A 20,117-nucleotide genomic window follows, 5' to 3' on the forward strand; every position below is an offset into this window, starting at 1 on the left:
CCGACTCAGTTGTGCTTAGGGGAGAGTAACGACCGTCGCGGCGTACACGAGCCCCGCCCCGAAGCCGATGACGAGAGCGGTGTCCCCGCTCTTCGCCTGACCGGTCGCCAGCATCCGCTCCATGGCGAGCGGAATGGAGGCGGCCGACGTGTTTCCGGTGGTCTCCACGTCCCGGGCGATGGCGACGTGCTCGGGCAGCTTCAGGGTCTTCACCATCGAGTCGATGATGCGCATGTTGGCCTGGTGCGGGATGAACACATCCAGGTCGGCGGCGGTGATCCCGGCGGCGTCCAGCGCCTGCTGGGCCACCTTCGCCATCTCGAACACCGCCCAGCGGAAGACCGTCTGGCCCTCCTGGCGCAGCGCCGGGAACTTCACCTCGCCGCTGGAGTCCACCGGCAGGTCGGAGACGTCACCGATACGGAACCGGTCCCACGGCACGGTCTGCGCGATGACGTCCGCCTTGTCGCCCTCCGAGCCCCACACGGTGGGGCCCATGGCGGGCTCCTCGGAGGGGCCGAGGACGACCGCGCCCGCGCCGTCGCCGAACAGGAAGGCCGTGGAACGGTCCTCCTTGTCGGTCAGGTCGGACAGCCGCTCCACCCCGATGACCAGGACGTACCGGGCGCTGCCGGAGACGATCAGGCCCTTGCCGACGGCCAGGCCGTAGCCGAAGCCGGCGCAGGCGGCGGAGATGTCGAACGCGGCGGCCTGGCCCGTCCCCAGCTTGTGGGCGATCTCGGTGGCCACCGAGGGGGTCTGCATGAAGTGCGAGACGGTGGCCACCACGACGGCGCCCACCTGGTCGGCGGTGATCCCGGCGTCCGCGATGGCCTTGCCGGCCGCGTCCAGGGACATCGAGGCGACCGTCTCGTCCTCGCCGGCCCAGTGCCGGGTCACGATGCCCGAACGCGAGCGGATCCACTCGTCGGAGGAGTCGATGTGCTTGAGGATCTCCTCGTTCGGTACGACCCGGGCCGGGCGGTAGCCGCCGACCCCGAGGATGCGCGCGTGGGGCGCGCCCGTGCCGGGACTGATGGTGGCGGTCATACTCGATGACTCCTCTTCGCCGTTATTCGCTTGATTCGCCGGCACCCGCGCCGGCGCCGGCCGCGGCGAGCAGCTCGCGGGCCTGGGGCAGCTCCTCCGGGGACTTGATCGCCAGCTGGGCGACCCCCTTCAGATTGCGCTTGGCCAGCCCCGCCAGGGTCCCGCCCGGGCACAGCTCCACCAGCGCGGTCGCCTCCAGGCTACGGAAGGTGTCCATGCACAGGTCCCAGCGCACCGGGTTGGAGACCTGCGAGACCAGGCGGCTCACGATCTCCTTGCCACTGCGGACGACCTCGCCGTCGGCGTTCGACACGTACCGCACCGAGGGGTGCGGGTCGGCGGCGCCGACGTCCCGGACGGCTGCCTCCATGGCGGCCACGGCGGGCGCCATGTGCCGGGTGTGGAAGGCCCCGGCCACCTTGAGTGCGATGACCCGTGCCTTCTCGGGCTTGTCGGCGGCCAGCGCCGCCAACTGCTCCAGGGTACCGGCGGCCACGATCTGGCCGCCGCCGTTGTTGTTGGCCGGGGTCAGGCCGAGCGCGTCGAGCTTCGCCGCGACCTCCTCCGGGTCACCGCCGAGCACGGCCGACATGCCGGTCTCGGTGACCGCCGCGGCCTCGGCCATCGCCAGACCGCGCTTGCGGACCAGCGTCATGGCCTCCTCGTCGCTCAGCACCCCGGCGATGGCCGCCGCGGCCAGCTCACCGACGCTGTGGCCCGCGACGACGCCGGAATACCGGGTGTCCTCGCCGAGCAGCGCCCGGGCGGACAGCAGGGCACCGGCGACCAGCAGCGGCTGGGCCACGGCAGTGTCGCGGATCTCGTCGGCGTCGGCCTCCGTGCCGTAACGGATCAGGTCCAGGCCGATCGCGTCGGACCAGGCGGTCAGCCGGTCACCGGCGCCGGGGACGTCGAGCCAGGGGCGCAGAAAGCCGGGCGCCTGTGCGCCTTGGCCGGGAGCTACGAGTACGAACACCCTCACACTCTCTCTTGGCCAAGGGTCTCCCCGCCGGTGGGGACGGGGACGAAGAACGGCTGATCGAGTTGTGAGGACCTTACAAGGCGAGGGGGGCCGGTGCTCCACCGGGTCACACCCGCTGCTCCCCGTCGGCGAGCCGGCCGAGCATCAGGGCGATGCGCAGCGTAAAGGCCGATCGGACGTCGGACGGCGGCCACCCGGTGACGTCCGTCACACGCCGCAGACGGTAGCGGACGGTGTTGGGGTGCACAAACAGCATCCTGGCGGCACCCTCCAGGGAGCTGGCCTGCTCCAGATAGACACTCAGCGTTTCCAGCAGCGCCGCGCCCGATTGCTGGAGCGGTCTGTAGATCTCCTCCACCAGCAGGGTCCTGGCCACGGGATCACCGGCCATGGCCCGCTCGGGCAGCAGATCGTCCGCGAGGACGGGGCGCGGGGCGTCCGGCCAGGCGGCGCACGCCCGGAGCCCGGCGGCGGCGGCCTGCGCGGAACGGGTGGCGGCCCGCAGGTCCCCGACCACGGGCCCGGCCACCACCGGGCCGGAGGCGAACGGGCCGATCAGCGACTTGGCGGCGGCCAGCGGATCGTCGCTGCCGCCGGTGATCACCACCAGCCGCTTGCCGAGCACCCCGGTGAGCACCTGGAGCTTGGCGTACCGGGCGGCGCGCCGGATCGCCTCGACCGTCAGCTCGCTGTCCCCGTTGGGGGCGCTGCCGAGCAGCACCGTCACATGGTCGGGCGAGGACCAGCCGAGCGCGGCGGCCCGGGAAAGATCACCCTCATCGGCTTCCCCGGACACCACCGCGTTGACGACCAGGGATTCGAGCCGGGCGTCCCACGCGCCGCGCGCCTCGGCCGCCTGCGCGTACACCTGTGCGGTGGCGAAGGCGATCTCGCGGGCGTACACCAGCAGGGCGCTGCGCAGCGCCTCCTCCTGGCCGGGGGCGGCGATCTCGTCGACGGCGGTCTCGACGACCTCGATGGTGGTGCGGACCATCTCGACCGTCTGGCGCAGGGTGATCGCCCGGGTCAGCTCGCGCGGGGCGGTGCCGAACACATCGGTGCTGATGGCCTGCGGGGTCTCGGGGTGCCGGAACCACTCGGTGAACGCCGCGATGCCGGCCTGGGCGACCAGGCCGATCCAGGACCGGTTCTCCGGTGGCATGGCGCGGTACCAGGGGAGTTGCTGGTCCATCCGGGTGATCGCGGCAGCCGCCAGCTTCCCGGACGACTGTTCGAGGCGGCGGACGGTGGCGGCGTGCGGGTGGCTCTGATCGGCATCGGACACGGGTCCAGCCTGCCTCATCCCGCGGGTGCTCATTCCCGGCGGGGGTGTCCGGGCGGGTGGATACGGTGGCCCCATGCTTGACGAACGGGTACGGGTGCAGCGCGGGTCGGACCGGCACCGGGGCGGGGAGCCGGGGGAGGGCATCGACAGCCGGTACGCCTTCTCCTTCGGTGGTCACTACGATCCGGAAAATGTCCGGTTCGGGTCGTTGGTGGCCTGTAACGAGGAGCGGCTGGCGCCGGGCAGCGGCTTCGCCGAGCACCCGCACCGCGATGTCGAACTGATCAGCTGGGTGCTGGCCGGCGAGCTGACGCACCGGGATGCCGCCGGGCGCACCGTCACCCTGCGCCCCGGCGACCTCCAGCACCAGTCGGCGGGGGCGGGCATCCGGCACACCGAGCGCAACGCGGGCGCCGCGCCGCTGCGGTTTCTCCAGCTGTGGCTGGAGCCGGCGACGGCGGGCGGCGAGCCCCGGTACACGGTGGTGCGGTCGGTGGCGGACGGCGAGCCGTACGAGGTGCCGGCGGCGGGCGCCCGGCTGTGGGTGCGGCGCCCGGCGGCCGGGGAGCGGGTCGGGCTGCCGCCCGCGCCGCGCGTCTATCTGCACGTGGCGGCGGGCGCGGTGCGGCTGGGGGAGACGGTGCTGGCGGAGGGGGACGCGGCCCGGATCACGGACCCGGGGCGGGAGCCGCAGCCGGTGGCGGTGGCCGGGGCGGCGGGGACGGAGCTGCTGGTCTGGGAGTTCGACGGCTGACGCGGGCTGGGGGTGGGGACGGGGACGGGGCGGCGGGGGTCCGTGCGCGCGGATCAGCCGGTTGGCCGTACACCGTCACACAGGGGTAATCCGGGGGATATCAGCGGTCCGTACGGGTCGCTTACCGTCCAGCCATGGCCAGAACTTCGGAAGCTCAGGTCCATCCCGTCGACGACGTTCCGCGCCCCACCCGCCTCCTCGCCTTCGGCCTCCAGCACGTCCTCGCCATGTACGCCGGAGCGGTCGCCGTCCCCCTCATCGTCGGCGGCGCGCTCGGCCTCGGCCCGGCCGAGCTGGCGTACCTCATCACCGCCGACCTGCTGATCTGCGGCATCGCCACCCTCATCCAGTGCGTCGGCTGGTGGCGCTTCGGCGCCCGGCTGCCCATCATGCAGGGCTGCACCTTCGCCGCCGTCACCCCCATGGTGCTCATCGGGCAGGACGGCGGGCTGCCCGCCATCTACGGCTCCGTCATCGTGTGCGGGATCGCCATCATGCTGCTCGCCCCGGTCTTCGGACGGCTGCTGCGGTTCTTCCCGCCACTGGTCACCGGCACCGTCATCCTCATCATCGGCCTCAGCCTGCTGCCGGTCGCCGGGAACTGGGCCGCCGGCGGCGCCGGGGCCGACGACTTCGGCGACCCGCGCCACCTCGCCCTGGCCGGCGGCGTCCTGCTGGTGATCCTGCTCGTCCAGCGGTTCGCCCCCGGACTGCTCGGCCGCGTCGCCGTCCTGGCCGGCATCGCCGCCGGCACCGCCGTCTCCGTCCCGCTGGGCCTGACCGACTTCTCCGGCGTCGCGGACGCCGACTGGCTCGGCGTGAGCACCCCCTTCCACTTCGGGGCGCCCGAATTCCAGCTCGCCGCCATCCTGTCCATGCTGGTGGTGGGGCTGGTGTGCATGACCGAGACCACCGGCGACCTGATCGCGGTCGGCGAGCTGACCGGTCGCCGCCCCGACGCCCGCCGGCTCGCCGACGGGCTGCGCGCCGACGGCTTCTCCACCGTGCTCGGCGGCGTCTTCAACACCTTCCCCTACACGGCGTACGCGCAGAACGTCGGCCTGGTCGCGCTCACCCGGGTCCGCAGCCGCTGGGTGGTCGCCGCCGCCGGCGCGCTGCTCGTCCTGCTCGGACTGCTGCCCAAACTCGGCGCCGTCGTCGCCGCCGTCCCGGCACCCGTGCTCGGCGGGGCCGGGCTGGTGATGTTCGGATCGGTCGCCGCCAGCGGGCTGCGCACCCTCGCCACCGTCGACTTCGGCGGCGGCGCCGGCGCCCACCGGCTGACCGTCGTCGCGGTCTCGGTGGCCGTCGGCCTGCTGCCGGTCGGGGTGCCGGGCATCTACGAGCGCTTCCCGCACGGCGCGCAGACGCTCCTGGACAGCGGCATCAGCGCCGGCTGCCTCACCGCCATCGCGCTCAACCTGCTCTTCCACCACCTCCCGCGCCGGAGCGCGGTGTCACCGGACGCGCCGGATGTCCCGGAGGCGGTGTCGGACGGCGGCGCGCCGGTGCGGGGTACGGCGGACGTACGGGAGGCGGCGCGGGCGGCGGATACGGCGGATGTTCCGGCGCACGACGGGCCTCCGGCGCCGGACGTACCGGAGGCGGCGGACGCGCCGCCCCCGCCGCCCGGTGGCAGCGCGCGGGAGCCCCGCGACGCCGCCGCGCCCTGAGCGCCGGCAGTTCAGGCGCCGCGCAGCTCCGCCAGCACCGCGTCCGTGAACGGCGGCCACGCCTGGGCCGCCCACGACCCGAACGCGCGGTCCGTCAGCGCCACACACGCCGCGCCCGCGTCCGGATCGACCCACAGGAACGTGCCGGACTGCCCGAAGTGGCCGAAGGTACGCGGCGAGGAGGCGGCCCCCGTCCAGTGCGGGCTCTTGTGGTCCCGGATCGAGAAACCGAGGCCCCAGTCGTTCGGCTTCTGGTGCCCGTAGCCCGGCAGCACCCCGTTCAGCCCGGGGAAGACCACCGAGGTCGCCTCCGCCACCGTCTCCCGCGCCAGCAGCCGGGGCGCCTGCACCTCGGCGGCGAACGCGAGCAGATCGCGCACCGTCGAGACGCCGTCCTTGGCGGGCGAGCCGGCCAGCTCCGTGGCGCCCATGCCCAGCGGCTCCAGCACCGCCTCCCGCAGATACTCCGCGAACGGTATCCCCGTCGCCTTGGCGATGTGCTCGCCCAGCACCTCGAAACCGGCGTTCGAGTACAGCCGGCGGGTGCCCGGCTCCGCCATCACCCGGTGCTCGTCGAACGCCAGGCCCGAGGTGTGTGCCAGCAGATGCCGCACCGTGGAGCCGGGCGGACCGGCCGGCTCGTCCAGCTCGGTGGCGCCCTCCTCCACCGCCACCAGCGCCGCGTACGCCGCCAGCGGCTTGGTCACCGACGCCAGCGGAAACCGCTGCCCGTCCGGCCCGCGCACCCCGGCCACCCGGCCGTCCGCCAGCACCACGCCCGCCGCCGCGGCCGGCACCGGCCAGCTGTCGATGATCTCCAGACTCCGCATGCCCCCGAGCGTAACGCCCGCCGCCCCACGGCCCTCCGGGGGTGCGGGCGCCGCCGGGCGGGCCGGAAAACACCCCTTGCCTGGAGTGCGCTCCAGCTCCTTAGCGTGGACCCATGACCCTGACCCAGCCGGCACCGACCGCACCGGCACCGGCCCCGGCAGCCGACACCACCGGGGACCCGACCGGGGACGAGGACCTGTGCGCCTCCGTGGACCGCCCGCACCCGCGCCCGCACGGACGGGACCTGTACAGCATCAGCGAGGTCGCCGCCCACACCGGGCTGAGCGTCCACACCCTGCGCTGGTACGAGCGCATCGGCCTCATGCCGCACATCGGCCGCTCCCACACCGGGCAGCGCCGCTACACCAACCGCGACCTCGAATGGCTCGCCTTCGTCGGCAAGCTGCGGCTGACCGGAATGGCGGTGGCGGACATGGTGCGCTACGCCGATCTCGTACGGCAGGGGGACCACACCTATCCGGAACGCCGCGCCCTGCTGGTGGCCACCCGTGAGGATGTGCGCCGCCGCATCGCCGAACTGCACAGCACCCTCTCCGTCCTCGACTTCAAGATCGACCTCTACAGCACCGAGGAGCACCGATCATGAGCACCACCCTCGACCGGGTGCCGCTGGGCACCGGCGGCCCGCTCACCGGCGTCCAGGGCCTGGGCTGCATGGGCATGAGCGCCTTCTACGGCCCCACCGACGCCGACGCCGCCCGCGCCACCCTGGAGCGCGCCCTGGAACTCGGCGTGACGCTCTACGACACGGCTGACATGTACGGGGCGGGCGAGAACGAGAGGTTCCTGGCCCCGTTCGTCCGCGCCCACCGCGACGAGATCACCATCGCCACCAAGTTCGCCCTCCAGCAGGACCCCGCCGACCCGGCGGGCCGGATCATCCGCAACGACCCCGCCTATGTGCGCGAGGCCGTCGAGGGCAGCCTGCGGCGGCTGGACGTCGAGGTCATCGACCTCTACTACATGCACCGCCGCGACCCGGACGTCCCGCTGGAGGAATCGGTCGGCGCCATGGCCGAGCTGGTGACCCAGGGCAAGGTACGGCGCCTGGGTCTCAGCGAGGTCACCGGCGCCGAACTGCGCGCCGCGCACGCCGTGCACCCCATCGCCGCGCTCCAGTCCGAGTGGTCGCTGTTCTCCCGCGACGTGGAGCGCACCGCCGTCCCCGCCGCCGGGGAACTGGGCGTCGCGTTCGTCCCCTACTCACCGCTGGGCCGTGGCTTCCTCTCCGGCGCCTTCACCGACACCGAGACCGACCTGAGCGCCGACGACTTCCGCCGCCGCCAGCCCCGCTACAGCGGCGACAACCTCGCCGCCAACCGCGAACTCCTCAACCCCCTGCGGCGCGTCGCCGAGGCCCACGGCGCCACCATCGGGCAGATCGCCCTCGCCTGGGTGCAGCAGCAGGGCCCGCTGCGCGGCATGACGGTCATCCCCATCCCGGGCACCCGGCACGTCTCCCGGGTCGAGGAGAACACCGCCGCCACCCGCATCGTCCTCACCGACGAGGAACGGGCCGTCCTGGAGCCCCTGGCCTCCCAGGTGGCCGGTGACCGCTACGCCGACATGAACTTCACCTCGGCCGGGCGGGAGCAGCGGGAGTAAGGGCACCCGCCCGCCCGTCACCGACCGGGCGCGCCGGGGCGGTCGTGGCGCCGCGCGAGCCGCCGGAGCACCGCGTACAGCAGGCGGTACGCCAGCGACGCGGCGAGCGGCGTCACCAGCCGCCGTACGCGCCGGGAGCGCAGCAGGGACCGCGCAGCGGAGCTCACGAGTGGTACCGGCGGGCCCATCGGGGTTCCACCTCCATCCATTCCCGGCCCCAGGAGCGGTCGTGGCCGCGCTCGAAGCGTTCCCGCGCCAGATGCCGCGCCAGCAGCAGCGCCGCGCCGACTCCGCCCGCCGCCAGCAGGCCGGAGGCCGAGGACTGCACCGCCCTGGCCACCGGCCCCGGCGGCGCCTCGGTCGGGGCGCCCGAGCTGTCCAGCCACACGGTCACCTCGTCGCCGGGCTCGCCGCCCCGCTCCAGGGGCACCGTCTGCGTACGTTCTGTGCCGTCCGGCTCCTGCCAGCGTACGGTCGCGGTGGTCTCGCCGTTGCTCGGCCGCACCGCAGGGTTCGGGGCGGCCGAGCGGGCGTCGTCCACCACCACCGCCGGGGTGCTGTGCCGGGTCTGCTCCTGCCGGAGAGCGCTCTGCCAGGTGCTGGCGAACGCCAGCGTGCCCACCAGCACGGGCCCGGCCACCAGCAGCACCGACAGCACCAGCAGCACCACGGCCTCCACCACATCGCACCGCCGCCGCAGCGGGGAGCGGTGCCAGCGCCACGTCCGCCTTCTGTCCGCCATCGCAGTCGGTCCTCGGTCCTCGCATGCCGCGTGGCCCCCGTCGTGCCGCATCCGAGTACCCGGGACCGGCCGGGTAACCCTTCCGGGCGCCTCAGACCACGGCGAACGTGTACAGCGAGAACGCCGCCGCCAGCACCCCCGCCAGCGCCCGCCGCCCCGCCGGGACACCCACCCACGGCTGCTCGAAACGCCTGGTCAGCGCCCCGATACCGAGCAGCAGCACCGCGAAGAGCGGCAGCCACAGCAGCCGCAGCGCCACCCAGCCGAGCGTCGCCGGGTCGGCCGTGAGCCCCGCCACCGCCGCGCCGCCGTTCAGCGCCGCCGCCGGGATCGCGGCGGCCAGCATGGCGCTCTGGTGCCAGCACAGGATCGTCATCGCGCTCAGATTGATCACCACCACCGGCGCCCACAGCGCCGGACGCGCCAGCAGCGCCGCCAGCCGCTCCCGCACCAGCACCGCCACCCCCGACTGCGCGGCGGCCAGCGCCAGGACCAGCAGCGACGGCGGGTGGGAGTTCGTCCGCGCCTCGCCCGGCACCCCCACCATCGACGCCGGGTAGCCGAAGACGGTCAGCAGCACCGCGAACAGCACCGCCCCGCCGCCCAGCAGCAGCCACCCGGCCGCCCGCCGCGACAGCCGGCCCACGCCCCACACCAGCCCCAGCTGGTAGCCGAACAGCCAGCCCGGCAGCAGATTCAGCAGCCCCAGCCAGGACGGCATGGCCTCCGCGAACGGCCCGTACCGCAGCGCGTCCACCACCGCGACCGCCGTCAGCAGCGGCAGCGCCGACCACAGCCCGGCGCGCTCGGCGGCGCGCAGCGCGTACGGGGTGAGCGCGGTGATCACCGCGTACACGCCCACGAACCACAGCGGCTGCACCACCAGCACCGACGCCGTCCGCAGCGTGGCGCCCGGCACCCCGGCCAGCGACAGCAGCGGCAGCAGCACCGCCCACCCGGCCGCCACCCCGAGCACCGGGCGGCCCAGCCGCAGCAGCCGGCCGCGCAGCCACGCCCCGGACCCGGTGCCGCGCTCCCGGGCCCGGCGCAGCGACAGGGCCGAGGCGTAGCCGCCGACCAGGAAGAAGATGCCCAGCAGCTGGAAGAACCAGCTGGCCGGGGCCAGCGCCCCGAGCGCGGCGAGCGGGCTGGCGTTGTGCAGCGCCCCCGTCTCGTCCAGGGTGAACCCGCCGACCAGCCAGTGACCGGCCGGGACCGACAGCAGCGCGAGCGCCCGCAGCCCGTCGACGGCGCGGTCCCGGTGGGCGGGGGTGCGGGCCTCGATGGCGGTGACGGCGGCGCGGACATCAAGCGGCAGGGACATCGGAGCACTCCGGAAAGGTCGGGGCGCAGCCGACCAGCTGGTGGGCGCCCAGGATGATGGCGGAGAGGTTGTGCAGCGCGTCGGAGCCGGCGGCCGTGTAGCCGGCGTGGCCGGTCACGTCCTCGGAGGTGAACACCCGGGCCCCGTACGCGGGATCGGTGGGGTCGGTGCCGTGCCCCAGGCCCAGGAACTGGACGTTGGGCACGGCGCTGATCCAGTCGGCGGGCGCGCGCGAGGCCCACACCCGCGCCTCGGTGCCCAGGGCGGCGGCCGAGCCGGACCGGGTGCCGGGGCTGCCCACGAACACCAGGTCGCCGGCGGCGAACGCGGCCCCCGCGTCCCGTGCCGCCACCCCGCACACCACCGAGCCGTAGCTGTGGCACAGCACGGTGGGCGCGGCGGCGGTGGACGTGGTCCGTTCGAGGCCGGCCAGGAACCGGTCCAGGCGCTGCGCCCCGGCGCGCGCCAGCCGGTCGCCGGCCAGCTCCGGGCCGGCGCCCTCGGGGGTGGTGTAGCCGACCCAGGCGATGGTCGCGGCGGGGACGTCCGGCGCGTCGGCGGTCACTTGGGCGAGCAGGTCGCGGGCCCAGGTGGTGGGGGTGCGGTGGCTGTCCAGGTCGTTGTCGGTGCCCGGTACGACGACGGCGACGCGCTCGGCGGCCGGCAGGTCGCCGTACACCTCGGCGAACGTGCCCCGGCCGCGCGGGTCGAAGGACAGGAGCTGCCGGCCGGGCTCCGGCTCGGTGCCGTAAAGCGCCTCCCAGTTGCGGGCGTTGGCCGCGTACCGCAGTTCGACGGGGGCCCCGTCGAGATTGCCGACCGTGAGCGGGTGCCGGGCCGCCAGCTCCGCGCCCTGTGCCTCGCTCAGCCCGGCGAAGAACGCCGCCACCTCGGCGGGTGCCGCCGTGGCCGGATCGGGCAGCGGCACGCCCAGGCTGTCGTCCGCCCGCCAGTCCGCCGCCCCGGGCGGCGGGCCCTCGACGATCGCGGTGTGCGGACCGAAGGTCCACCCCCCGGTCGCGGTGGCGGCGGCCAGTGCCAGGACGGCGGTGGCCAGCGCCCGTGTGAGTCGGCGGCGCGGCATGACATCTCTCCCTCTTCTCCGGACGGGAGGGAGAGTGCGGGGGAGGTGTGCGTCACCGCGTCACACCGGGGAGCCATTCCCGGTGTCATACCGGGGTAGGGGGTACGGCGGTCGGTTGGTCGGGCGGGTGAGCGCGCCGGGCGGGCGGGTGTGCGCGCCGGGTGTCAGTGGTCGCCGGGGGAGACCAGGCCCGACTCGTAGGCGAAGATCACCGCCTGGGCGCGGTCGCGCAGCCCCAGCTTGCCCAGGATGCGGCTGACGTGGGTCTTCACCGTCTGCTCGGCCACGAAGAGGGAGGCGGCGATCTCCTGGTTGGACTGGCCCCTGGCCACCAGCACCAGCACCTCGGACTCGCGCGCGGTGAGGCCCTTCAGCCGCAGCGCCGGCTCCTTGCGGCGCGGACCGGACGGGCGGGCGGCGAAGTCGGCGATCAGCCGGCGGGTGACGGAGGGCGCCAGCAGCGCGTCCCCGGCGGCCACCACCCGCACCGCCGCGATCAGATCGGCCGGCGGCGCGTCCTTCAGCAGAAAGCCGCTGGCCCCGGCGCGCAGCGCCTCGTACACGTAGTCGTCGACGTCGAAGGTGGTCAGCATGAGCACCCGGGGCCGGTGCACGACGCCCGGCGGCGGGTCGAGGAGGCGGCGGGCCGCCTCAAGACCGTCCATCACCGGCATCCGGACGTCCATCAGCACCACGTCGGGGTGCGCGCGGCGGCTCAGCTCCACGCCCTCGGCGCCGTTGACGGCCTCGCCCACCACGTCGATGTCGCTCTGCGCGGCGAGCAGCGCGGCGAACCCGGCCCGTACCATCGCCTGGTCGTCGACGATCGCCACCGTGATCGCGGCGCCGGTGCTGGTCATGCGGTCTCCCCCGGGGTGGTTCCGTCCAGTGGCAGCACGGCCGCCACCCGGAAGCCGCCGTCCGCCGTCCGGCCGGTGTCAAGGGTGCCGCCGACCAGGCGGGTGCGCTCCCGCATCCCGATCAGACCATGCCCGGTGCCGTGCGCCTCCAGCGGTCTGGCGGGTGCGGACGCCGGTCCGTTGACGATCTCCACGCGCAGCGCGCCCCGGTCGGCGTCCACCGCCACCGTGACCGCCGCCTCGGCGCCCGGCGCGTGCCGGACGACGTTGGCCAGCGCCTCCTGAACGATCCGGTACGCGCTCAGCGTCACCGCCTGCGGCAGCTCGCCGTGCTCCCCGCCCACGCCGGAGACCGTCAGCCGGGCGGCCACCCCGGCGCGTACGGCCGACTCGACGAGCGCGTCCAGCTCGCCGAGCCCCGGCTGCGGCGCCAGCTGCGGGTCGCCGCCGCTGCTCTCGCTGCGCAGCACGCCCAGCAGCCGCCGCATCTCGGCCAGCGACTGCCGGGCGGTACCGGCGATCGCCGAGAACTCGGCGCGGGCCGCCTCCGGCACCCCCTCGATGCGGTACGGGGCGCTGTCGGCCTGCACGGTGATCACGGACATGTGGTGCGCGACGACATCGTGCAGTTCGCGGGCGATCCGGGCGCGCTCCTCCAGCAGCGTGCGGCGGGCGCGCTCAACCTCGGTGGTGTGCTGGGCCTCCGACCGTTCCCGGACGGCGCCGCCGAGCAGCAGCACGACCCCGGACAGCACCACGAACAGCACATTGGAACCGGGGGAGCGGCCCGGACTCAGCAGCCCGAGCAGTACGGCGGCGACCACGGTCACCAGCCACACGGCGATCGTGGTGCGGCGGGGACGGCGCAGCGCCAGCGGGAGGCACAGCAGCAGATAGCCGATGATCGCGGGGGGCGGCCAGGGCCACGCCTGGTCGCCGAGGCTGTCCGCCCAGACCAGCAGGGCGAGCGCGGTCAGGACGTTGGCGCAGAAGACGATGTACCAGGCGGCCAGCGGCCGGGCGGCGGCCAGCAGCAGCGGGGCGGCGGAGGCCGCCCCCAGCGGCCCGGCGAGGCCGCCGGGCAGCCCGTAGTCGTTGAGCAGGACGACGACGCCGGTGGGCAGCAGCGCGGCGGCGGCGGCGAACCCGAGCACGTGCGGCAGCAGCCGCACCCACGCCCGCGACGAACGCGCCAGCGGCACCTCACCGGTCTCGGGCACGGCAAGCGCCTCGGACAACAGCACACCCTGCCGCCGCACGGCGGCCCACAGCCGCCCGGCACCCGCCTCGGAGATCCCCACGCCGCACAGCGTACGACTTGCCGTCAGCGGGACCACGGACGGCGGGCGCGGTCGCCGGGGCGGAGCGCCCGGTGCGGGCCGGTCGTCGGAGGACGGCCGGGGAGCTGGGCTCGTGCCGGGCCGTTCCTTCCGGTGCGCCGGCCCGTCATCCCCGGCGTGCCGGGAGAAACGGCCCGGTCCGGAGTGGTCCGCACGCGGGAAGCGTCACAGCTCCGCCAGCAGTTCCTTCTTCTTCTCCGAGAACTCCTCGTCCGTCAGCAGCCCCGCCCCGTGCAGGTCGCCCAGGTGGCGGATGCGGTCGGCGATGTCGGCCGGGTCCGCGCGGTGGTGGTGGGCCTTCGACGGGACCCGGGCCGGTTCCGTGCTGGTGACGGCCGCCAGGACCGCCGCCGCGAGGGGGAGGGATTCGTGCACCAGGCCGTAGCCCAGGCCGAAGCACACCGCCGTCGGGTCCTGGTCCGGCTCGGTCGTCGCGGGTTCCGGTTCGCCGTCGGGGCCGGGGCGCAGCAGGCGCAGGTGGCCGCCGGCGATCTCGGGGGAGCGCCATTCGATGCCGGCCAGCTCGCTGACCTGGAAGAACTGGTCGCCGGCCTTCCACTTCGCCGAGGACGCGCCGGTCGAGAACCAGCGGAAGGACACCACGTCGCCGTCGAAGGCGACCCGTGCGTCGTACGCCTTGAACTGGAGCGGCGCCGCCGGGGCCGCCACCAGGTAGCCGTCCGCCGGCTCGGCGGCGGTCGCGGGGAGGGCTGCCCGCAGCTCGTCCGCGTAGTACTCGGCCAGCGTCTCCCGCTCGGCCGGCAGCAGCAGCCGGTACGGATCGGCGGAGGACTTCAGCTGCCCGGCCGCCGCGTCCAGGAGCGGGTCGGCGCCCGGCCGGGGCACCGCGCGCAGCACCGTCGTTCCCTTGCGCTTTCCCGGGACGAGTTCCACCGAACTCAGCGCCTCGTACGGGATACGGCGCTCGCCGAGTATCTGGAAAAGCTTCGGCGTACGTATGCCCCGTTCGAAGCGGATGAGCACGGAGTCGGTGTCGAACTCCCAGGAGGAATGAATTCCCGCCAGCACATCACCCATGCGGGTTATCGTATGCGCCCGCGCTGACGCTTTCGCCTCTCGCGCCCGAGTGTGTCGAGTGGTCGCCAGCCGGTAGCGCTACGCGCATCACGTCAGCACCGCGCAGGGGTCGGACGGCGCGCAGTACGAGACGCCCGGCGCACACCGGACATCGTCGACCGCGCCGGTCGCCACCAGCGCCAGATTCACCAGGCTCTCGGCCCCCGGCTCGAAGTAGCCGCCGTGCCCCTCCGCGTCCCCGGCGCTGAGCAGCCGGGCCCCGAACTCCGGCTCCGCCGGATCGGCGCCGTGGCCCAGCGGGCCGACCTCCAGGTGCGGCACGGAGCTGATCCAGTCGTCCTCGGCGACCATCGCCCACACCCGGGCCCCGGTGCCCAGCGCCGTGACGTCCGGGGCGCGCATCCCGGGGCTGCCCGCGACCGCGATGTCGGTGACCCGGGCCGGGAGCCGGTCGGCGGCCAGGCCGCAGACCACCGAGCCGTAGGAGTGGCACAGCAGGGCCACCGGCGCCTCGCCCGGCAGCCCGGTCAGGGTGGTCAGCAGCCGGTCAGCGCCCGCCTCGGCCCGGTCGCCGGTGAACGCGGACATCGCGATGCCGGTGGGCGCGTCGTAGTCGGCCCAGGCGATGACCGCCGTGTTCAGGTCGGGCTCCAGGTCCCGTTCCTCGCGGTAGAGGGCCTGCGCCATGCCGACCGGCGCCGTGTACTTGCCGAAGGTCTTCTGAAAGCCCAGCAGATCGCTGTCCACGCCCGGCACGATCAGCGCGACGCGGTCGGCGCTCTCCAGGTCGCCCAGCACCTCGGCCACCTTGCCCCGGCCGCTCGGGTCGAAGGCGAGGATCTGCCGATCCGGGGACGCCAGCGTCTCGAAGCGGTTGAGCCGGCGCTGCGCCTCGTGCGCCCCGGCGGGGGAGAACCCGCCGATGGCGATGCGCTCGCGTTCGGCCTCGGCGGCGTCGGCGAGCGCCACCCGGTTGGCTTCGTACCGCAGGGTGAGCGGGGCGCCGGCCAGATTGCCGACGACGAGGGGGTAGGTGAGGGCGAGGGTGTCCGCCTCGGCGTCGGTGAGGCCGGCGAAGAAGGCGGAGATCTCGGCGGCGGGCCGGTCGGGGCCGGGCAGCGGCGCGCCGTGCAGGGTGTCCCGGGACCAGGCGTCGTGTTCGCGGGTGTAGGCGCTGGGCGGCGGCGTGTCGCCCCTGGCCATCCAGCCGGCGGTGGCCAGCACGGCGAACACCACCGCCAGCGGGAGCAGTACGCGCCGGGCGGTGGCTTTCCACGGGGGGCGGTCCTGGCGGAGCGCGGCGACAGTCAGCACTATGCGCGCATCATATGAGCCCTCAGGACGCAAATCGGACAGGCCCCGCCGTGGCGTGTGACACACCTCGATGGGGCCTGACCAGCCTTTATGTGCTACTTACGCGTCGCCGCCCTCCGGTCCCGGGTCGGCGGCGGCCACGTCCAGCAGCTGGTAGCGGTCGATCGCGGTGCGCAAAACCGAACGGTTGAGCTTGCCGTCCCGCACCAGTTCGGTCAGCACCCCGAGCACGATCGAGGGCGCGTCGATGTGGAAGAACCGCCGGGCCGCGCCCCGCGTGTCGGCGAAGCCGAACCCGTCGGCGCCCAGCGACTGGTACGTGCCGGGCACCCAGCGCGCGATCTGGTCGGGGACCGCCCGCATCCAGTCGGAGACCGCGAGCACCGGCCCATGGGCGTCCCGCAGCGCGCGGGTCACGTACGGGACGCGCGGCTCCTCCTCCGGGTTCAGCAGGTGGTGTTCCTCGGCCGCCAGCGCCTCGCGCCGCAGTTCCGTCCAGGACGTCGCGGACCACACGTCCGCCCGGACGTCCCACTCCTCGGCGAGGATCCGCTGGGCCTCCACCGCCCACGGCACCGCCACGCCCGAGGCGAGGATCTGCGCCGCGACCGTGCCGCCGGTGCCCGCTCGGTAGCGGTACAGGCCCTTGAGCAGCCCTTCGGTGTCCAGCCCCGCCGGCTCGGCCGGGTGCTGGATCGGCTCGTTGTAGACCGTCAGGTAGTAGAAGACGTCCTCGGCGTCGGGGCCGTACATCCGGCGCAGCCCGTCCCGCACGATGTGGGCGATCTCGAAGCCGAACGCCGGGTCGTAGGCGACGCACGCCGGGTTGGTGGAGGCCAGCAGCTGGGAGTGGCCGTCCGCGTGCTGGGTCCCCTCGCCGGTCAGGGTCGTGCGCCCGGCGGTCGCGCCCAGGACGAAGCCACGCGCCAGCTGATCACCCATCTGCCAGAACTGATCGCCGGTGCGCTGGAAGCCGAACATCGAGTAGAAGACGTACACCGGGATCAGCGGTTCGCCGTGCGTCGCGTACGACGAACCCGCCGCGATCAGCGACGCGGTGCACCCCGCTTCCGTAATCCCGTCGTGCAGCAGCTGCCCGGTCGGCGACTCCTTGTACGACAGCAGCAGCTCCCGGTCCACCGACTCGTACATCTGCCCGAGCGGGTTGTAGATCTTCGCGGACGGGAACAGCGAGTCCATGCCGAAGGTGCGGTACTCGTCCGGGGCGATCGGCACGAACCGCTTCCCGATCTCCTTGTCCCGCATCAGGTCCTTCAACAGCCGCACGAACGCCATCGTGGTCGCGATCGACTGCTGCCCGCTGCCCTTGCGCAGCGCCCCGTACGCCTCCTCGCCCGGCAGCGTCAGCGGACGCGCCCGCACCACCCGGGTGGGCACGTAGCCGCCCAGCTCCCGGCGCCGGTCGTGCATGTACTGGATCTCCGGCGACTCGCGGCCCGGGTGGTAGTACGGCGGCAGGCCCTCCTCCAGGTCCCGGTCGGGGATCGGCAGCCGCAGCCGGTCCCGGAAGCCCTTCAGATCGGCCACCGTGAGCTTCTTCATCTGGTGGGTGGCGTTGCGGCCCTCGAAGTTCGGCCCGAGCGTCCAGCCCTTGACCGTCTGCGCCAGGATCACCGTCGGCTGCCCCCGGTGCTCCTTGGCCGCCCGGTACGCCGCGTAGATCTTGCGGTGGTCGTGCCCGCCGCGCCCCAGGTGCAGGATCTGGTCGTCCGTCATGTGCTCGACCATGGCCCGCAGCCGCTGGTCACCGCCGAAGAAGTGGTCGCGGATGTAGCCGCCGGACTCGGTGGCGTACGTCTGGAACTGCCCGTCCGGGGTGGTGTTGAGCTTGTTGACCAGCGCCCCGTCCCGGTCCTGCGCGAGCAGCGGGTCCCAGGAGCGGTCCCACACCAGCTTGATGACGTTCCAGCCCGCGCCCCGGAAGACCGACTCCAGCTCCTGGATGATCTTGCCGTTGCCGCGGACCGGCCCGTCCAGCCGCTGGAGGTTGCAGTTGATGACGAAGGTGAGGTTGTCCAGGCTCTCCCGCGCCGCGATCGTCAGCTGGCCCAGCGACTCCGGCTCGTCCATCTCGCCGTCGCCCAGGAACGCCCACACGTGCGAGCGGGAGGTGTCGGCGATGCCGCGCGCCTGGAGGTAGCGGTTCATCCGCGCCTGGTAGATCGCGCCGATCGGGCCCAGGCCCATGGAGACGGTCGGGAACTCCCAGAAGTCCGGCATCATCCGCGGGTGCGGGTAGCTGGAGAGGCCGTAGGGCGCCTTGGAACGCTCCTGCCGGAAGCCGTCCAGATGGCGCTCGCCCAGCCGGTCGAGCAGGAACGCGCGGGCGTAGATGCCGGGGGAGGCGTGGCCCTGGAAGAAGATCTGGTCGCCGCCGTCGCCGCCGTCCTTGCCCCGGAAGAAGTGGTTGAAGCCCACGTCGTAGAGGGAGGCGGAGGAGGCGAAGGTGGCGATGTGCCCGCCCACCCCGATGCCGGGGCGCTGGGCGCGCGAGACGGTGACGGCCGCGTTCCACCGGGTGGCGTTGAGGATCTTGCGTTCGATCTCCTCGTCACCGGGGAAGTACGGCTCGTCCCTGGTCGCGATCGTGTTCACGTAGTCGGTGCTGCTCATCTCCGGCACGGCGACCCGCTTCTCGCGGGCGCGTTCGATCAGCCGGAGCATGAGATAGCGAGCCCTGTCCCGGCCGCGCTCGTCGACGGCCGCGTCGAGCGAGTCGAGCCATTCCCGGGTCTCCTCGGGGTCGAAATCCGGGACCTGGCTGGGCAGGCCGCCAATGATGATCGGGTTGCGATCGGATCCGGAAGCCACGCTGTTCCTTCACGTCCTTCGCTGGGAGGTGGGGGTGGTGTGGGGAGCTGTGGGGTGTTGTGCGGGGATTTGGCGCCGCCCCCATCGTGTACCGGGCGGCGGCGGGAAATCATCTCTACCGGGCGGTATTCCTCACTCCGGTGGACACCGCCGGCATACCGCCATCCGGCCGCTCCTGAGGGCCTGACACCGGGGTGCCGCTCACTGCGCGGGCGGCGTCTGAAACTATGACGCAGATCACGCAACCATGGCCGACACGGGCCACGGGCGTCAACGACGGGCCGGGTTCACAGGCCGGGTACTTGCGCGATTCGCCCGGCCCGTGTGGACTACGGCCCAAGCCGCGCGTCATTGCGCGGACCCGACCCGTACTGACTGAGACAGGACAGGAGCAATCCGTGAGCGCGACCGCGGACCACGCGGAGACCAACCTTGCCGTGAGGCTGGGTTTCCAGCCCGACATGGTGGTCCAGGAGATCGGCTACGACGAGGACGCCGAGGAGGAACTCCGCGAGGTCATCGAGGCCACCACGGGCCAGGAACTCGTCGACGAGGACTACGACGACGTGGCCGACGCCGTGCTGCTGTGGTTCCGCGAGGACGACGGCGATCTGACCGACGCCCTGGTGGACGCCCTGTCACTCCTCGACGAGGGCGGGCAGATCGTTCTGCTGACCCCCAAGCCCGGCCGTGACGGGTACGTCGAGCCGAGCGAGATCGGGGAAGCGGCGAAGACCGCCGGACTCTCCCAGACGAAGAACGTCAACGCGGGCAAGGACTGGACGGGCAGCCGGCTGGTCAGCCCCAAGGCGGCGGGCCGGAAGTAGAGCCGCGAGCGGTCCCCGGCGCCGTCCCGGTGGCCGGGGGCCGCAACGTAGGCTGGGCGCGACAGATGCAACCGACACCGGAACGGATGTCCGCCCATGGCGATTGAGCCCGGTACCAAGGCGCCCGACTTCACCCTCAAGAACCAGCACGGCCAGTCGGTCACCCTTTCGTCCTTCCGTGGCGAGAAGAACGTCGTGCTGCTGTTCTACCCCTTCGCGTTCACCGGCGTGTGCACCGGCGAGCTGTGCGCCCTGCGCGACGAACTGCCCACGTTCGTCAACGACGACGTCCAGCTGCTGGCCGTCTCCAACGACTCCCCGTTCTCGCTGCGCGTGTTCGCCGAGCAGGAGGGCCTGGAGTACCCGCTGCTGTCCGACTTCTGGCCGCACGGCGACACCTCCCGCGCCTACGGCGTGTTCGACGAGGAGAAGGGCTGCGCGGTGCGCGGCACCTTCATCATCGACAAGGAGGGCGTGGTCCGCTGGACGGTCGTCAACGGCCTGCCGGACGCCCGGGACATCGAGAGTTACGTCACCGCCCTCAAGGCGCTGTAA

At 73.5% G+C, this 20,117-nt stretch carries 19 protein-coding genes; 6 read left to right on the plus strand and 13 right to left on the minus strand.

Annotation, left to right across the window (positions count from 1 at the left end):
* Positions 1-15 precede the first annotated feature (15 nt).
* From BM385_RS08670 to BM385_RS08680, 3 genes are all read right to left on the minus strand, one after another.
* Positions 16-1,050, minus strand: a complete 1,035-nt coding sequence (locus tag BM385_RS08670) for a ketoacyl-ACP synthase III (protein ID WP_019433113.1) — start codon at positions 1,048-1,050, stop codon at positions 16-18.
* A 22-nt stretch (positions 1,051-1,072) separates the two neighbouring features.
* A complete protein-coding gene (locus BM385_RS08675; RefSeq protein ID WP_093842693.1) occupies positions 1,073-2,026 on the minus strand; it encodes an ACP S-malonyltransferase in 954 nt (317 codons plus the stop codon).
* Between the two features lie 112 nt (positions 2,027-2,138).
* Positions 2,139-3,335: a PucR family transcriptional regulator gene (locus tag BM385_RS08680; RefSeq protein WP_037755739.1), complete on the minus strand. Its 1,197-nt coding sequence runs from the start codon at positions 3,333-3,335 to the stop codon at positions 2,139-2,141.
* A gap of 55 nt (positions 3,336-3,390) precedes the next feature.
* Between BM385_RS08680 and BM385_RS08685 the strand changes: the two genes are divergently transcribed.
* On the plus strand, positions 3,391-4,071 hold the full coding sequence (locus tag BM385_RS08685) for a pirin family protein (protein WP_093842694.1): 681 nt from the start codon (positions 3,391-3,393) through the stop codon (positions 4,069-4,071).
* 134 nt (positions 4,072-4,205) lie between these two features.
* A complete protein-coding gene (locus BM385_RS08690; RefSeq protein WP_093842695.1) occupies positions 4,206-5,744 on the plus strand; it encodes a nucleobase:cation symporter-2 family protein in 1,539 nt (512 codons plus the stop codon).
* Positions 5,745-5,755: 11 nt separating this feature from the next.
* On the opposite strand, the gene BM385_RS08695 is transcribed toward BM385_RS08690, so the two are convergent.
* Entirely contained in the window at positions 5,756-6,574 is an 819-nt protein-coding gene (locus BM385_RS08695) for a serine hydrolase domain-containing protein (RefSeq protein WP_093842696.1), read from the minus strand.
* A 113-nt stretch (positions 6,575-6,687) separates the two neighbouring features.
* Between BM385_RS08695 and BM385_RS08700 the strand changes: the two genes are divergently transcribed.
* Together BM385_RS08700 and BM385_RS08705 are read left to right on the plus strand one after the other, a co-directional pair.
* The gene (locus tag BM385_RS08700; RefSeq protein WP_254791489.1) at positions 6,688-7,182 is read left to right on the plus strand and encodes a MerR family transcriptional regulator; all 495 of its coding nucleotides are present in this window, start codon (positions 6,688-6,690) and stop codon (positions 7,180-7,182) included.
* A complete protein-coding gene (locus BM385_RS08705; RefSeq protein WP_019433106.1) occupies positions 7,179-8,201 on the plus strand; it encodes an aldo/keto reductase in 1,023 nt (340 codons plus the stop codon). The genes BM385_RS08700 and BM385_RS08705 overlap by 4 nt, the downstream gene beginning before the upstream one ends.
* 17 nt (positions 8,202-8,218) lie before the next feature.
* On the opposite strand, the gene BM385_RS27075 is transcribed toward BM385_RS08705, so the two are convergent.
* From BM385_RS27075 to aceE, 9 genes are all read right to left on the minus strand, one after another.
* Positions 8,219-8,368: a hypothetical protein gene (locus tag BM385_RS27075; RefSeq protein ID WP_175542950.1), complete on the minus strand. Its 150-nt coding sequence runs from the start codon at positions 8,366-8,368 to the stop codon at positions 8,219-8,221.
* Positions 8,365-8,943, minus strand: coding sequence for an Rv1733c family protein (locus BM385_RS08710; RefSeq protein WP_093842697.1), 579 nt, complete (start codon positions 8,941-8,943; stop codon positions 8,365-8,367). Before BM385_RS08710 ends, BM385_RS27075 begins: the two co-directional genes overlap by 4 nt.
* Before the next feature lie 91 nt (positions 8,944-9,034).
* Entirely contained in the window at positions 9,035-10,267 is a 1,233-nt protein-coding gene (locus BM385_RS08715) for an acyltransferase family protein (RefSeq protein WP_093842698.1), read from the minus strand.
* Positions 10,251-11,351 carry an alpha/beta hydrolase gene (locus BM385_RS08720; protein WP_093842699.1) on the minus strand — a complete coding sequence of 367 codons (1,101 nt, stop codon included), beginning with the start codon at positions 11,349-11,351 and terminating at the stop codon, positions 10,251-10,253. The genes BM385_RS08715 and BM385_RS08720 overlap by 17 nt, the downstream gene beginning before the upstream one ends.
* A gap of 164 nt (positions 11,352-11,515) precedes the next feature.
* Entirely contained in the window at positions 11,516-12,211 is a 696-nt protein-coding gene (locus BM385_RS08725; protein WP_019433101.1) for a response regulator, read from the minus strand.
* Positions 12,208-13,512, minus strand: a complete 1,305-nt coding sequence (locus tag BM385_RS08730) for a sensor histidine kinase (RefSeq protein ID WP_093842700.1) — start codon at positions 13,510-13,512, stop codon at positions 12,208-12,210. Before BM385_RS08730 ends, BM385_RS08725 begins: the two co-directional genes overlap by 4 nt.
* A gap of 204 nt (positions 13,513-13,716) precedes the next feature.
* Complete coding sequence (locus tag BM385_RS08735; RefSeq protein WP_175542951.1) at positions 13,717-14,589, minus strand: DUF4429 domain-containing protein; 873 nt, start codon at positions 14,587-14,589, stop codon at positions 13,717-13,719.
* Between the two features lie 87 nt (positions 14,590-14,676).
* Complete coding sequence (locus BM385_RS08740) at positions 14,677-15,903, minus strand: alpha/beta hydrolase (protein WP_093842702.1); 1,227 nt, start codon at positions 15,901-15,903, stop codon at positions 14,677-14,679.
* A gap of 99 nt (positions 15,904-16,002) precedes the next feature.
* Positions 16,003-18,735 carry a pyruvate dehydrogenase (acetyl-transferring), homodimeric type gene (gene aceE, locus BM385_RS08745; protein ID WP_019433097.1) on the minus strand — a complete coding sequence of 911 codons (2,733 nt, stop codon included), beginning with the start codon at positions 18,733-18,735 and terminating at the stop codon, positions 16,003-16,005.
* A gap of 398 nt (positions 18,736-19,133) precedes the next feature.
* Between aceE and BM385_RS08750 the strand changes: the two genes are divergently transcribed.
* Both BM385_RS08750 and BM385_RS08755 read left to right on the plus strand, forming a co-directional pair.
* Entirely contained in the window at positions 19,134-19,562 is a 429-nt protein-coding gene (locus BM385_RS08750) for a DUF3052 domain-containing protein (RefSeq protein WP_019433096.1), read from the plus strand.
* Positions 19,563-19,658: 96 nt separating this feature from the next.
* Entirely contained in the window at positions 19,659-20,117 is a 459-nt protein-coding gene (locus BM385_RS08755) for a peroxiredoxin (RefSeq protein WP_019433095.1), read from the plus strand.

Origin of the sequence: Streptomyces harbinensis (assembly GCF_900116145.1) — a bacterium.
Taxonomy (GTDB): Bacteria; Actinomycetota; Actinomycetes; order Streptomycetales; family Streptomycetaceae; genus Streptomyces; species Streptomyces carpaticus.

What these genes read in the sequence shown, in the direction of transcription:
- BM385_RS08670 (WP_019433113.1), bottom strand. Translation starts at nt 1,050, where the DNA reads ATGACCGCCACCATCAGTCCCGGCACGGGCGCGCCCCACGCGCGCATC.
- BM385_RS08680 (WP_037755739.1), bottom strand. Translation starts at nt 3,335, where the DNA reads ATGAGGCAGGCTGGACCCGTGTCCGATGCCGATCAGAGCCACCCGCAC.
- BM385_RS08685 (WP_093842694.1), top strand. Translation starts at nt 3,391, where the DNA reads ATGCTTGACGAACGGGTACGGGTGCAGCGCGGGTCGGACCGGCACCGG.
- BM385_RS08690 (WP_093842695.1), top strand. Translation starts at nt 4,206, where the DNA reads ATGGCCAGAACTTCGGAAGCTCAGGTCCATCCCGTCGACGACGTTCCG.
- BM385_RS08695 (WP_093842696.1), bottom strand. Translation starts at nt 6,574, where the DNA reads ATGCGGAGTCTGGAGATCATCGACAGCTGGCCGGTGCCGGCCGCGGCG.
- BM385_RS08700 (WP_254791489.1), top strand. Translation starts at nt 6,688, where the DNA reads ATGACCCTGACCCAGCCGGCACCGACCGCACCGGCACCGGCCCCGGCA.
- BM385_RS08705 (WP_019433106.1), top strand. Translation starts at nt 7,179, where the DNA reads ATGAGCACCACCCTCGACCGGGTGCCGCTGGGCACCGGCGGCCCGCTC.
- BM385_RS08710 (WP_093842697.1), bottom strand. Translation starts at nt 8,943, where the DNA reads ATGGCGGACAGAAGGCGGACGTGGCGCTGGCACCGCTCCCCGCTGCGG.
- BM385_RS08715 (WP_093842698.1), bottom strand. Translation starts at nt 10,267, where the DNA reads ATGTCCCTGCCGCTTGATGTCCGCGCCGCCGTCACCGCCATCGAGGCC.
- BM385_RS08720 (WP_093842699.1), bottom strand. Translation starts at nt 11,351, where the DNA reads ATGCCGCGCCGCCGACTCACACGGGCGCTGGCCACCGCCGTCCTGGCA.
- BM385_RS08725 (WP_019433101.1), bottom strand. Translation starts at nt 12,211, where the DNA reads ATGACCAGCACCGGCGCCGCGATCACGGTGGCGATCGTCGACGACCAG.
- BM385_RS08735 (WP_175542951.1), bottom strand. Translation starts at nt 14,589, where the DNA reads ATGGGTGATGTGCTGGCGGGAATTCATTCCTCCTGGGAGTTCGACACC.
- BM385_RS08755 (WP_019433095.1), top strand. Translation starts at nt 19,659, where the DNA reads ATGGCGATTGAGCCCGGTACCAAGGCGCCCGACTTCACCCTCAAGAAC.